The organism is Roseivivax sp. THAF30, assembly GCF_009363575.1.
Lineage (GTDB): Bacteria > Pseudomonadota > Alphaproteobacteria > Rhodobacterales > Rhodobacteraceae > Roseivivax > Roseivivax halotolerans.
Genome location: NZ_CP045389.1, coordinates 379,790 through 391,952, shown reverse-complemented (window position 1 = coordinate 391,952; position 12,163 = coordinate 379,790). Strand labels below are relative to the sequence as shown.

13 protein-coding genes are annotated in these 12,163 nt (G+C 66.1%); 9 read left to right on the top strand and 4 right to left on the bottom strand.

Annotated features, from left to right (window positions below):
- Nucleotides 1-7: 7 nt before the first annotated feature.
- A complete protein-coding gene (locus FIU91_RS01830) occupies nt 8-1,453 on the bottom strand; it encodes an aldehyde dehydrogenase family protein (RefSeq protein WP_152461193.1) in 1,446 nt (481 codons plus the stop codon).
- A gap of 142 nt (nt 1,454-1,595) precedes the next feature.
- On the opposite strand from FIU91_RS01830, the gene FIU91_RS01825 reads away from it, so the two are divergent.
- The 9 genes from FIU91_RS01825 to truB all read left to right on the top strand — a co-directional run bounded on the left by FIU91_RS01825 (nt 1,596) and on the right by truB (nt 9,894).
- Complete coding sequence (locus FIU91_RS01825; protein ID WP_152461192.1) at nt 1,596-2,249, top strand: peroxiredoxin; 654 nt, start codon at nt 1,596-1,598, stop codon at nt 2,247-2,249.
- Nucleotides 2,250-2,388: 139 nt separating this feature from the next.
- On the top strand, nt 2,389-3,663 hold the full coding sequence (locus FIU91_RS01820; protein WP_152461191.1) for a multidrug effflux MFS transporter: 1,275 nt from the start codon (nt 2,389-2,391) through the stop codon (nt 3,661-3,663).
- 60 nt (nt 3,664-3,723) lie between these two features.
- Complete coding sequence (locus FIU91_RS01815) at nt 3,724-4,749, top strand: succinylglutamate desuccinylase/aspartoacylase family protein (protein ID WP_152461190.1); 1,026 nt, start codon at nt 3,724-3,726, stop codon at nt 4,747-4,749.
- Nucleotides 4,750-4,766: 17 nt separating this feature from the next.
- On the top strand, nt 4,767-5,555 hold the full coding sequence (locus FIU91_RS01810) for an exodeoxyribonuclease III (protein WP_152461189.1): 789 nt from the start codon (nt 4,767-4,769) through the stop codon (nt 5,553-5,555).
- 171 nt (nt 5,556-5,726) lie between these two features.
- Nucleotides 5,727-6,647, top strand: coding sequence for a thioredoxin (gene trxA, locus FIU91_RS01805; RefSeq protein ID WP_093011365.1), 921 nt, complete (start codon nt 5,727-5,729; stop codon nt 6,645-6,647).
- A gap of 27 nt (nt 6,648-6,674) precedes the next feature.
- Complete coding sequence (locus tag FIU91_RS01800) at nt 6,675-7,322, top strand: LON peptidase substrate-binding domain-containing protein (protein WP_093011362.1); 648 nt, start codon at nt 6,675-6,677, stop codon at nt 7,320-7,322.
- Entirely contained in the window at nt 7,319-7,510 is a 192-nt protein-coding gene (locus tag FIU91_RS01795) for a Trm112 family protein (protein ID WP_152461188.1), read from the top strand. The genes FIU91_RS01800 and FIU91_RS01795 overlap by 4 nt, the downstream gene beginning before the upstream one ends.
- 40 nt (nt 7,511-7,550) lie before the next feature.
- Nucleotides 7,551-8,936 carry an MATE family efflux transporter gene (locus FIU91_RS01790; RefSeq protein WP_254702014.1) on the top strand — a complete coding sequence of 462 codons (1,386 nt, stop codon included), beginning with the start codon at nt 7,551-7,553 and terminating at the stop codon, nt 8,934-8,936.
- A 52-nt stretch (nt 8,937-8,988) separates the two neighbouring features.
- Complete coding sequence (gene truB / locus FIU91_RS01785; protein ID WP_152461187.1) at nt 8,989-9,894, top strand: tRNA pseudouridine(55) synthase TruB; 906 nt, start codon at nt 8,989-8,991, stop codon at nt 9,892-9,894.
- An 84-nt stretch (nt 9,895-9,978) separates the two neighbouring features.
- On the opposite strand, the gene FIU91_RS01780 is transcribed toward truB, so the two are convergent.
- Genes FIU91_RS01780 through FIU91_RS01770 form a run of 3 tightly spaced genes read right to left on the bottom strand, consistent with a single transcriptional unit; the run spans nt 9,979 to nt 12,162 of the window.
- A complete protein-coding gene (locus FIU91_RS01780) occupies nt 9,979-10,638 on the bottom strand; it encodes an RluA family pseudouridine synthase (protein ID WP_371418232.1) in 660 nt (219 codons plus the stop codon).
- Nucleotides 10,631-11,527 carry a homocysteine S-methyltransferase family protein gene (locus tag FIU91_RS01775; protein ID WP_093011353.1) on the bottom strand — a complete coding sequence of 299 codons (897 nt, stop codon included), beginning with the start codon at nt 11,525-11,527 and terminating at the stop codon, nt 10,631-10,633. The genes FIU91_RS01780 and FIU91_RS01775 overlap by 8 nt, the downstream gene beginning before the upstream one ends.
- Before the next feature lie 23 nt (nt 11,528-11,550).
- The gene (locus FIU91_RS01770; RefSeq protein ID WP_152461185.1) at nt 11,551-12,162 is read right to left on the bottom strand and encodes a LysE family translocator; all 612 of its coding nucleotides are present in this window, start codon (nt 12,160-12,162) and stop codon (nt 11,551-11,553) included.
- Nucleotide 12,163 lies beyond the last annotated feature (1 nt).

Here is a 12,163-nt window from a genome sequence, read left to right as displayed (position 1 = left end):
GCGGCGATCAGGCCGCCTCGGGATCCCAGCCGGACACCGCTTTCACCTCGACGAAATCGTGGATGCCCCAGGCACCGCCTTCGCGGCCGTTGCCCGACTGCTTCATGCCGCCGAAGGGCGCGCCAGCCGCGCGATCCTGTCCGTTCATCTCCACCATGCCCGAGCGCAGCGCCCGCGCCAGCCGATTGCGCCGCGCGCCGTCTTGCGTCTGGGCGTAGTTCGTCAAGCCGTACGGCGTGTCGTTGGCGAGCCGGATCGCCTCTTCTTCGGTCTCGACGCGCATGATCGAAAGAACCGGCCCGAAGATCTCTTCGCGGGCGATGGTCATGTCGGGCGTGACATCCGCGAAGACGGTGGGCCTGACGAAGAAGCCCTTGTTCATGCCGTCGGGCAAACCCGGACCGCCCGCGACAAGTCGCGCGCCTTCGTCGATACCCGTCTGGATAAGGCCCTGCACCTTGTCCCATTGCGTGCGGTTCACGACGGGACCGATATGCCGGCCCTCTTCCGCCGCGGGGCCGACCTCGACCTTGCTCGCGATCTCGGCGGCCTCTTCGACGACGCGGTCGTAGACCGATGCCTCGACGATCATCCGCGACGGTGCATTGCAGCTCTGCCCGGTGTTCTGCATCATGTGCAGGACGCCGCGCTTGACGGCCTTCTCGTCGGCATCGGCGAAGATCAGGTTCGCGCCTTTCCCGCCAAGCTCGAGATGCACCCGCTTCAGCGTATCGGCCGCAGCCTTGGAGATAAGCTTGCCAGCCCGCGTGGAGCCGGTGAAGCTGACCATGTCCACATCCTCATGCGCCGATAGCTGCGAGCCAACGCCCGCGCCATCTCCGTTCACGAGGTTGAAGACGCCCGGCGGAAAGCCCGCCGCATCCATGATCTCGGCGAAGACGATACCCGAAAGCGGGCTCTCCTCGGAGGGTTTCAGAACCATCGTGCAGCCTGCGACCGCGGCCGCGCCCACCTTGAGCGTGATCTGGTTCATCGGCCAGTTCCACGGCGTGATGAGCGCGCAGACACCGACGGCCTCGTGGATGATCCGGTCGTTCGGCGCGTGATCGCCGAGCGGGGCTTCCCAGGAGAACGCCTTCGCCGCCTCGATGAAATTCTTGAGGTGGAAGGCCCCGGCGAGGAACTGGTTCTTGCGTGCAAGATCGATCGGCGCGCCCATTTCCTGGCTCATCGCATGGGCGAGGTCCTCGGCGCGGGCCTTGTAGGCGTCGCGCAGCCGCTCTACCGCCGCGATCCGCTCTTCGGGCGGCGTCGCCATCCAGCCAGGCAGCGCGTCTTTCGCCGCCGCGACGGCCGCGTCGGTATCGGCCTGACCACCAAGCGAGATCGTCGCGAAGGCCTCTTCGGTCGACGGGTCGATGACCGCGTGATCCGTACCCTCCTTGGGGTCCACCCATGCACCACCGATATAGAACTGCCGCTTTTCGATCATCGCTCTCTCCCGCAATGGCGCGCGAACAGGCCGCGCGAAATTTGATCATATTGCCGCTGAGCATGCCGCCCGCAATCGGGGGATGCAATGGTCCGGATCGCGTCTTAAGTAGAGCCACGAAGTTAACAGACAGGAGGATGCCATGTCCTTGCGTATCAACGAAACGATCTCCGACCTTACCGTCGAGACCGATCTCGGCACGTTCAGCCTGCACGAGTGGATCGGTGACAGCTGGGCTATCGTGTTCTCGCACCCGAAGGACTTCACGCCGGTCTGCACCACCGAATTCGGTGCGGTCGCGCAGCTCAAGGACGAGTGGGACAAGCGCGGCGTCAAGGTGATCGGCGTGTCCGTGGACGGCGTCGAGGAGCACAAGGGCTGGAAGAAGGACATCAAGACCGCAGGCGGCGCGGATCCCGAATTCCCGATCATCGCCGATAGCGATCTCGCCGTCTCCAAGGCGTTCGGGATGCTGCCCGCCGAGGCGTATCTGCCCGACGGCCGCACGCCCAACGACACCGCGACCGTGCGCGCGGTCTTCATCATCGGACCGGACAAGACGCTGAAGCTCTCGATGACCTATCCGATGAACGTCGGCCGCAACTTCGCCGAGGTGCTGCGCGCGCTCGACGGGCTGCAAACCGCGGCGACCCACACCGTCGCGACGCCCGCCAACTGGAATGTCGGCGACGATGTCGTGATCCCCGCGACGGTCAGCGAAGAGGACGCACGCGAGAAGTTCGGTCAATACCAGACGGTTCTTCCCTACCTGCGGATGACAAAGCTTCCGGGCTGAGGCCCGTGCGGACGCGCATATGAGTTTGTGCAATCCCGCACTTTCCTTGGGTTGAACCGCTCGGTTCAGTTATACATTGACAGAGGGCCGGTGTTCCGCACCGGCCTTTTTCATTCGTTTGCCGTATTGGTCCCTCGTCATGACACATCCCGTCGCATCCCCAGCGCCCTCCCAGGCTCCGCACGACCGTGAGCCGACAAGCGCCGCAGAGCGCATCCCCTACTGGGAATTCGTCGGCATGATCGCGTTCCTCATGGCGCTCAACGCGGCGGCCATCGACGTCTACATTCCGGGTCTGTCGGAAATCGGTGCAGCGCTCGGCGTGGCCGACGACAATACGCGGCAGCTCGTGATCGGAGCTTACGTCATCGGCTTCGGCGGCGCGCAGGTGATCTACGGGCCGCTCTCGGACCGCTTCGGGCGGCGACCGGTCCTGTTCTTCGGGCTCGGGCTGTATTGCGCCGCGGCCATCGCGGCGGTCTTCGCGCCGACATTCGGCACGCTTCTTGCGCTGCGTCTTTTGCAGGGGATCGGCGCGGCCTCGACGCGGGTGGTGGCACTTTCGGTGGTGCGCGACCGCTTCAAGGGCGAGGCGATGGCCTCGGTCATGTCGCTGGTGATGATGGTCTTCATGGTCATGCCGGTGCTTGCGCCCAATATCGGCTCGGCGGTCCTGCTCTTCGGAGATTGGCGCGTTCTGGCGGCGGTGATGTTTCTTTTCGGGGCAGCGGCGTTCCTCTGGACGTGGTTCCGCCTGCCGGAAACCTTGCGCGAAGAGGATCGGCGCGAGCTCAGCGGTGCGCGCGTCTGGGAGGCGTTCCGCATCATCTTCACCAACCGTCGCGCGTTCGGCTACACGCTGGCGACAGGGGCGTTCTTCGGCGTTCTCTTCTCCTTTATCGCTCAGGCCGAGCAGATCTATGTCGAAGTCTTCGGGATCGGCGCGGAGTTCACGCTCTATTTTGCGCTGGTGGCCTGTTTCATGGCGGCGTCCAGTTTCGCCAACTCGCGGCTTGTCAGGATTTTCGGCACGCGGCGGCTCAGCCACTCGGCATTGACCGGGTTCGCGATCCTCGGCGCGATCCATTTCGCGCTCGCGGCCTCGATGGGCGGGGCGACGCCGTTCTGGCTGTTCCTCGTCCTTCTGATCCCGCAATTCTGTTTCTTCGGCTTCATCCCGGCAAACTTCAATTCGCTCGCGATGGAAGAGCTGGGCCATGTCGCAGGCACCGCCTCGGCGGTTCTCGGCACCGTGCAGACGCTGGGCGGCGGCATCATCGGATCGGCGCTGGGGCTGCTCTACAATGGCACCATCCTTCCGATGTTCGGCGGCTTTGCCATCCTCGGGGTCATTTCGCTGACGCTTGCGGCGTATGCCGAGGGATGGGGGCTCTACCAGCGCCGCCGCGGCTGACCCGGTTGCCTGCCCGTCCCTTGCATCGTATCCGGGCGCAAGCCAGCAGGAGCCGAAACCATGCAAGACCCGTTCGAGATCGGCGACATCTCCATCGCGCCCGGTCACCGCGCCTCGGTCGACCTTCCGGTCTCCGTCCTTTCGGATCACACTCCGGTCACGCTGTCGGCAGAGGTGCTGCACGGCCGGAAGCCCGGCCCCACGGTCTTCGTCTCTGCGGCGATCCACGGGGACGAGGTGATCGGGGTAGAGATCGTCCGACGTCTCCTGCGCGCGCAGCCCCTGACGCGTCTGGCCGGTACGCTGATCGCAGTGCCGGTGGTCAACACATTCGGCTTTCTGAACCAGTCCCGCTACCTGCCTGACCGGCGCGATCTCAACCGCTGCTTTCCGGGCCACGGAGATGGATCGCTCGCCGCGCGCCTTGCCAATATCTTCATGACCGAGATCGTCACGCGCTGCGATGTGGGGATCGACCTGCATTCGGCCGCGGTCGGACGAACGAACCTGCCCCAGATCCGGCTGACGCCAAACGATCCGCGCCTCGCCGAACTTGGCCGCGCTTTCGGCGCGCCCGTGACGCTGACCTCGCGCGTGCGCGACGGGTCCCTGCGCGAAGCTGCCGATGACGCCGGGGTGGACGTGTTACTCTACGAGGCGGGCGAGGGCCTTCGTTTCGACGAGACCGCGGCCCGGGCGGGTGTTGCGGGCATTCTGCGAGTTCTCCACCATCTCGGCATGATCGCCGGACGCGGCGTGCCGAAAACGCGCGGACCTTCGGTGTTCTGCGAAACCTCGACCTGGGTGCGGACCCCCTCGGGCGGGCTTCTGCGGACGCTCAAGGCTGCGGGCGATTACGTCTCCGAGGGAGAGACGCTCGGGATCGTTTCGGACCCGTTCGGGCATGTCGACGACGAGATCGCGGCCCCCGCTGCCGGCGTGGTGATCGGACGCACGAACCTGCCAGTCGTGAACGAGGGCGACGCCTGCTTCCACATCGCCGTGCCCGCGCGGCCGATGGGCCCCGACGCGATGTCGGATCATCTCGAATTGCCGCAACTCTACGACGAAGACGAAATCATCTGAATTCCGAGGAGCCGCCGATGCCCTTCACCCTGGCCACATGGAACATCAACTCGGTCCGCCTGCGAGAGGGGCTCGTCGCAGACCTTCTAGAGACTGAAGCGCCCGACATTCTCTGCCTTCAGGAATGCAAGAGCCCGGTCGAAAAGATCCCGATGGAGCGTTTTCGCGCGCTCGGCTACACGCACATGATCGCGCGGGGCCAGAAGGGTTATAACGGCGTCGCGATCCTGTCAAAGCTGCCGATCGAAGATGCGGGCGACAAGGATTTCGCCTCGCTCGGCCATGCCCGTCACATCGCAGGGCGGCTCGAGAACGGCGTGACGATCCACAATTTCTACGTGCCCGCGGGTGGCGACAAGCCCGACCGCGAGGTCAATGAGAAGTTCGGCCAGAAACTCGACTATCTCACGGAGATGCGCGACTGGTTTCACGCAGAGCGCCCCGAGCGGGCGATCCTCGTCGGCGACCTCAACATCGCGCCGCGCGAGGACGATGTCTGGTCGCACAAGCAGCTTCTGAAAGTGGTCTCGCACACGCCGATAGAGGTCGAACACCTGGGTGCCGCGCAAGAGGCCGGCGGCTGGGTCGACGTGACCCGCAAGGACATCCCCGAAGGCCAGCTCTATTCCTGGTGGTCCTACCGCTCGCCCGACTGGGACGCCGCCGACAAGGGCCGCCGCCTCGATCACGTCTGGGCGACCCCGGACATCGCGGGCGCAGCGCATGGCAGCCGGATCCTGCGCGAGGTGCGCGGCTGGACGCAGCCGTCGGACCATGCGCCCGTCTTCGCCACCTTCGATCTCTAGGATCACCCGGTGCGTCCTTGGACCGTTCTTCTTGAGCACGGCCTGCTGCGGCTCTGCAGGGGCCCAATGACGCATGCCGCAAAGCTTGCCCGGCGCCCCTTGCATCACGAAGCTGCGAGCGCCATCTAGCAGGCAACTGACCCACCCCGACAGACAAGAGGGATCCGCCCGATGATCGAGCTCGGAACTTCGACGCAGAATGCCGCCGCAACGGATGACGTCATCAAGGACGTCGCCGAACAGGACTTCATGAAAGAAGTGATCGAAGCGTCCCAGGACGTGCCGGTCATCGTCGATTTCTGGGCACCCTGGTGCGGCCCCTGCAAGACGCTCGGGCCCCAGCTTGAAGCGGCGGTGCGCGCCCAGCGCGGCGCGGTGAAGATGGCCAAGGTCAATGTGGACGAGGCGCAAGCCATCGCCGGGCAGCTTCGCATCCAGTCGATCCCCACGGTCTATGCCTTCCACAAGGGCCAGCCGGTCGATGGCTTCCAGGGCGCGGTCCCCGAAAGCCAGCTCAAGCAATTCGTGGAGCAGATCGCCAAGATGGGCGGTGGCGATACGTCGGGCGGGCTCGACGATGCACTGGCTGCCGCTGAAGAGATGCTCGAGGCCGGCCAACTCGAAGATGCCGCGCAGATCTTCCAGGCTGTCATGGCCGAGGATTCAACCAATGCGAAAGCCTATGGCGGCTTCGCGCGGGTCGCTATCGCGGCAGGCGATGTAGAGCAGGCAGAGGCGATCCTGAATGGAGCTCCCGCCGAGATCGCGGACCATGCCGAGCTTGAGGCTGCGCGCGCCCAGATCGAGCTTGCCCGCCAGGCCGAGCAGGCCGGACCGATCGCCGAGCTGCAAGAAAAGGTCGATGCCGAGCCGGACAACCACCAGGCCCGCTTCGACCTCGCGCAGGCGCTCTACGCAGGCGGTCGGACGGAAGACGCCGTCAACCAGCTCCTGGAGCTGTTCCGCCGCGATCGCGAGTGGAATGACGGTGCCGCGAAGCAGCAGCTCTTCACGATTTTCGACGCCCTCAAGCCCAACGATCCGATCGTTTTGAACGGTCGGCGAAAACTCTCGTCGATGATATTTGCCTGAGGCTCCGGCGACGCTAGCTGAACCGTCATGCCAAGGCCCACGGATCTTCCCGAGACCATTGCGATTTTCCCGCTTCCGGGTGCGCTCCTTCTACCGAGGGCGCACCTGCCGCTGCATTTGTTCGAGCCGCGTTACCTCCAGATGTTCGACGACATCATCAAGACCGACGCGCGGCTGATCGGGATGGTTCAGCCGAACCCGGTTCCCGGCAACGACAAGGCGCTGCACAAGATCGGCTGCGCGGGACGCCTCACCCAGTTCTCGGAGACCGAGGACGGACGCTACATGATCACCCTGACCGGCATATCGCGCTTCCGCGTCATCGAGGAGGTGGACGGCTTCACCCCCTACCGCCGCGCCAAGGTGAACTGGACAGGGTTCGACCGCGACAAGGGCAAGGCGGAATACGATCACGACTTCGACCGCGCCGCGTTTCTCGCGCTCCTCAATCGCTTCTTTTCCTCTCGCGAGCTGTCGGCGGATTGGGAATCGCTCAAGGAAGCCGATGACGAGCTCTTGATCAATTCGCTCGCGATGCTTCTGGAATTCGACGCCGAGGAAAAGCAGGCGCTTCTCGAAGCGCCCTCGCTCTCGACCCGGCGCGAGACGCTGGTTACGCTTCTGGAATATGCGCTACGCTCCGGGGACACCGGCGAGGGAGGCATCCTGCAATGACCGAAGGCCCCGGTTTCGACCGTCACATGCTCGAAGCGCTGATCTGCCCCGAGAGCCACGGCACTCTCGACTACGATCCTGACCGCCAGGAGCTTGTCAGCAAGACGGCGAACCTGGCCTATCCGATCCGCGACGGAATCCCGGTCATGCTCGTTTCCGAGGCACGGACGCTGGACGATCCGGCTTGACCGTCTAGGTCGCTCCTGACCGCGACAGGAGCCCCGACCGGTGAGCAATCTCGATCTGAACGATATTTCCGTCCCGCGCGCCCTCTGGCGTGTCAGTGCCCCGATGGCGATCGGCATCCTCGGCGTCCTGTCGGTGGGCCTTGCCGACAGTTTCTTCCTCGCCCGCGCCGGTGCCGACGAGCTCGCCGCGATCGGCTTCATCTACCCGGTGATCGTCGCGATCACGTCTCTGTCCATCGGCCTCTCGGCGGGCACGAGCGCCGTCGTCAGCCAATCGCTCGGCGCAACGCGGGGCGACGAGAGTGTCAGCGCCCGGCTTGCGCTGCACGCGCTCATCGTCGCGGCGTCGGCGGCGACGCTCGTCGCGCTAATCTTCTGGCTCTTCTCGCCCCTGCTCTTCGCCACGATGGGGGCCGAAGGCGCGGTCCTCGACGGCATTCGCGCTTATACGCCCTGGTGGGCGCTCGGCTTTCCCTTCATCGTCGCGGGCCAGGCACTGAACTCGGTATTCCGCGCAGGCGGCGAGGCGCGGATCGCAGCGACGGTCATGGTGTCTCAAGCGCTCATCAATGTCGCTCTCGATCCGCTCTTGATCTTCGGGCTCGGCCCGGTGCCGGCGATGGGCATAGAAGGCGCGGGCATCGCCACGGCGGCGGCGCGGGTCCTCGCCTTTGCAGGCTGTCTCGTATTCGCGATCAAAACCGGGCGCATCGACCTGTCCGAATGCTCGTTCGAGGGCTTCAACCGCTCGGTTGCGCGGATCGCGAAGATCGGCGGACCTGCGGCCTTTTCCAACGCGATCAACCCAGCCGGCATGGCGATCGTCACAGCCGCTGTCGCGATGATCGGCGAGGCGGCGGTCGGCGGCTTCGGCGCGGCGACGCGGGTGCAAAACCTCTTGTTCGTGCCGATGCTGGCGCTCTCCGCCGGGATCGGCCCGGTTGTGGGCCAGGCCTGGGGCGCGGGCGACAGGGCGCGCGCGGAAGCGACGGTGCGGCTGACCTTCCTTCTCTGCCTTGGCTACGGCGCGATCCTGTCAGCCGCGCTCTGGCTCCTGGCCGAGCCCGTGGCGCGGGTGATGACCGACGGGCTTGACGCCGTGCCATACGCCACCGACTACCTGCGCTGGGTGTCGCTGAGCTTTTTCGGCTACGGCATCCTCGTCACCGCCAATGCCGCGATGAACGCCCGCGAGAAGCCGCTGCACTCGCTGAGCCTCAGCCTGGGGCGGATCGGGCTCGTCTATGTGCCGGTCGCGTGGATCGGAGCCTCGGTCTTCGGCTACGGCGGCATCCTCGCAGGCGCGGTCGCCGCCAATCTCGCCGCGGTCGCGGGTGCACTGATCCTGACCCGCCGCGTCGGCCTTTTCCGCGCCGATCCGGGCCATCCGATTGCAGAGGCCAAAAGCGCCGCCCGCGCCGATTGACAGGCATGACGCCTTCGGCTACCTCCCGCGCCTCTGAAACGCAGGAGGCATCATGGGGCGCGCGCGCAAGGGACGCGATATCTCGGGCTGGCTGGTCGTGGACAAGCCGGCGGGCATCAGCTCCACCGCTGTGGTGAACAAGGTCCGCTGGGCCTTCTCGGCGAAAAAGGCGGGACATGCGGGCACGCTCGATCCCGAGGCAACCGGCGTTCTCGCAGTGGCGCTCGGCGAGGCGACGAAGACCGTGCCCTATATCACCGATGCACTCAAGGCGTACCGCTTTACCGTCACGTTCGGCGCGGCAACCAATACCGACGACGCCGAGGGCGAGGTGATCGCGCGCTCGGACACCCGGCCCTGCGACGCGCAGATCAAAGAAGCGCTGCATGGCTTCGTCGGAGAGATCATGCAAGTGCCGCCGCAATTCTCCGCCGTGAAGATCGACGGCGAACGCGCCTACAAACGCGCGCGCGACGGCGAGGCGATGGAGATCGCGGCCCGCCCGCTCTGGGTCGAGGAGTTAACCATGACCGGGCGCGAGGATGCCGACCACGTCACCCTTGAGATGGTCTGTGGCAAGGGCGGCTACGTGCGCTCGATCGCCCGCGATCTCGGCGACGCGCTCGGCTGTCTCGGCCATGTGCGCGAGCTGCGCCGAATCTGGTCGGGTCCTTTCGAGGCGGAAAACGGCCTCTCCCTCGACGAGATCGACCGCCTCGCCAAAGACCCCGCGCTCGATGCATATCTTTTGCCCGTGGAAGCGGGCCTCGCCGATCTGCCCGAAGCGCGCTGCACGCCCGAAGAGGCCACCCGCATCCGCAACGGCAATCCCGGAATGGTCTTCGCCTCCGGCCTCGAATACGGCGAGGAATGCTGGGCATCCTGCGACGGCCGCGCGGTGGCGGTGGGCCGCTTCAAGGCCGGGGCGCTGCACCCCGCGCGTGTCTTCGCAGGCTGACGCCCTCTCTTTGGATTGGCCCAAATACCCGCGGGGAGCGCGAGGGGCTGGCCCCTCGCTTGCCCCCTCTCCGCATGCGCGGCCTCAGAACGGCGGCTTCGCCCGGAATTGCATGCCCCGCCCGCCATCAGGATGCCGCAGCCGCAATTCCTCGGCATGCAGCATCATGCGCGGATAATCGGCCGCCGTCTCCGGCGCATAGAGCGGATCGCCGAGGATCGGATGGCCAAGCGAGAGCATGTGAACCCTGAGCTGATGTGACCGCCCGGTCCTGGGGTAGAGCCGCACGCGCGTCTCTTCCTCGCGCGCGCGCTGCACCTTCCATCCCGTCAGCGCCGCCCGCCCGTTCTCGGGGTCGATCATCTGCCGCGGCCGGTTCGGCCAATCGACACCGATCGGCAGATCGACCTCGCCCGCCTTCTCCTCCATGCGGCCCGCGACACGCGCCACGTAGGTCTTTTTCGTCTGCCGCTTCTCGAATTGCAGCCCCAGATGCCGCTGCGCGTGATGGGTCAGCGCAAAAACCATGACGCCCGAAGTATCGCGGTCGAGCCGGTGCACGAGCAGCACTTCGGGAAAGGCCTCCGCAAGCCGCGCGATCAGGCAATCGGTCAGATCCGGTCCCTTGCCGGGCACCGTCAGAAGCCCCGCCGGCTTGTCGACGACGAGCAGTTCGTGATCGGCATGCAGGACCGGGATCTCGCCCTCGGGCGGCGCGTAATCGGTAAGAAGCGGTTCAGACAATCTCGTGCCCGTCATTCTTCAGCGCTTCTGCAATGGCGCGGATATGGTCGGGGCCAGTCTCGCAGCACCCGCCGACGATGCTCGCGCCCCGCCGCACCCAGTCGAGCGCGAAGCCCGCATAGCGCTCCGGCCCCATGTCGCGGCGGGTGGAGAGCGCATCGACCGTTGGATCGGGCGTGAGGAAATCCTTGGTGATCTGCGCGAAGGCATTGGCATAGGCGCCGAACCTCAGATCGGTTTCGGCAAAGGCCGACAGCGCCGGGGCCATCGCCTCGGGGGCAGAGCAATTGGCGAGGATCGCGCCCGCCTTGTAGCGCTCCGCCATCCGCGCAGCCTCCGCCACGCTCTCGCCCGAACGCAGCACGCTGCCATCCTCGTCATCGAGCGTCACCGCGACCCAGACGGGCCGCGAGGAGACCTCTCCCGCCTTCAGCGCCGCCTCGAGGTTCTCTAGCGTCGCCAACGTCTCGAAGACGATCACGTCGACCTCGGGCGACATCTTGCGAACAATCTCGGAATAGGTCTCGACCGCGATGTCCATGCCGGGGAAAAGATCCGTCCGGTAGGAGGCGCCCAAAGGGCCGATCGCGCCCGCGATACGCCCCTTGGGATAGGCCTCGAGCGCCCATTCGGCCTCGGCAAGCGCGGCCGCGCGGAACTCCTCGATCCGGTCCTGAAGCCCCGCGCGCTCCAGCCTGTCGGGCAGGAGGGCGTAGGTATTGGTCATCGCAACGCTCGCCCCCGCGCGAAAGAAATCCTCGTGGACCTGTTGCACGAGACCCGGCCGGTCGATCATGACCTGCGTCGCCCAGAGCGGCGTCGGCGCCTGCCCGGACCGGCGGATGAGCTCCTGTCCGAGCCCGCCATCGAGCAAGGTGATCTTCGCCATTCTCCGCTCCTTCGATTGCTGCGCTATCCAGAGGCCAACCTAACCGCCAGTCCGCCGAAGACCAGCGCCGCGATCCGGTTCAGTGCCCGGCCGTGCCGCGCGATCCGGCCCGCGAGCGCCCCGCCGGCCGCGCCATAGGCGGCGGTGATGCAGAAGCCCGTCAGCACGAAAACGAGCCCCAGCGCGAGAAGCTGGCTCCAGAGTGGCCCGCGCGCCGGATCTGCGAATTGCGGCAGGAAGGCCAGGATGAAGAGCGCGACCTTGGGATTGAGCAGGTTCGTCACGAAGCCCCGCCGAAACGCTGCCGCGAGCCCGTCCCGGCCAGCGCGCGCCTCCTGCGGGAGTGCCCGCCAGCTCTGCACGGCAAGATAAAGAAGATACCCGGCACCGGCCCAGCGGATCACCTCGAACGCGCCCGGCATCGCACGAATCGCCGCTGCCACCCCAAGCGCCGTGAGCGCTATATGCACAAAGCTCCCCGAAGCGACCCCCGCCGCAGCCGCCACGCCCGCCTTAGCGCCGCCGCGCGCGCCGGAGGCGATGGCGAACATCACGTCCGCGCCCGGCGTCAGGTTCAGCAAAATCCCCGCGCCGAGGAACGCTATCAGCGTGGCAAGGTCAGGCAAGGCGATCACG